Here is a 468-nt window from a genome sequence, read left to right as displayed (position 1 = left end):
CCTCGCCCTCGGAGCCGGCGGCGCCTCCGCGGCCCCGATGGGCCCGAACGGACTCCAGGCCGCCCCGTCCGACGTCACCCAGGTCCGGATGACCAGCAGCGAGCGGATGATGATGAAGAAGCGCATGATGCGGAAGCAGATGATGAAGCGCCGCATGATGAAGAAGCGGATGATGATGAACCGCGGCATGTGATTTCAAGGCGCCGTGCGCTTCCGGAGGCCCCGACCCAGGGGCCTCCGCCCTAGCCGTCCAGAGTGCGGGGAAGACCGTTTGGCTCGAACCTACCTGACCCGATCTGCCCCCGAGACCGGCGAGGTCGAGCGCCGCCGCTGGATGTTTCGCCATCCCCTCGTGATCAGAGTCACCCACTGGGTGAACGCGATCTGCCTGCTGGTCCTGGTGATGAGCGGCCTACAGATCTTCAACGCCCACCCGGCCCTTTATTGGGGCAAGGTCTCGACCTTCGA

Annotated in this window: 2 protein-coding genes; one reads left to right on the top strand and one right to left on the bottom strand. The window is 65.6% G+C overall.

Going from position 1 to position 468, the window contains the following annotated elements; genetic code table 11:
• Positions 1-189 (bottom strand): hypothetical protein (locus tag MKK54_RS24435; RefSeq protein ID WP_244015303.1); only part of this gene is annotated, 189 nt, incomplete at its 3' end.
• 145 nt (positions 190-334) lie between these two features.
• Here MKK54_RS24435 and MKK54_RS24430 point away from each other — a divergent pair.
• Positions 335-468 (top strand): cytochrome b/b6 domain-containing protein (locus MKK54_RS24430; RefSeq protein WP_244008864.1); only part of this gene is annotated, 134 nt, incomplete at its 3' end.

The sequence above is a fragment of the Methylobacterium sp. J-068 genome (genome assembly GCF_022829445.1).
Classification (GTDB): domain Bacteria; phylum Pseudomonadota; class Alphaproteobacteria; order Rhizobiales; family Beijerinckiaceae; genus Methylobacterium.
This window is presented reverse-complemented; position numbering and strand designations above follow the sequence as displayed.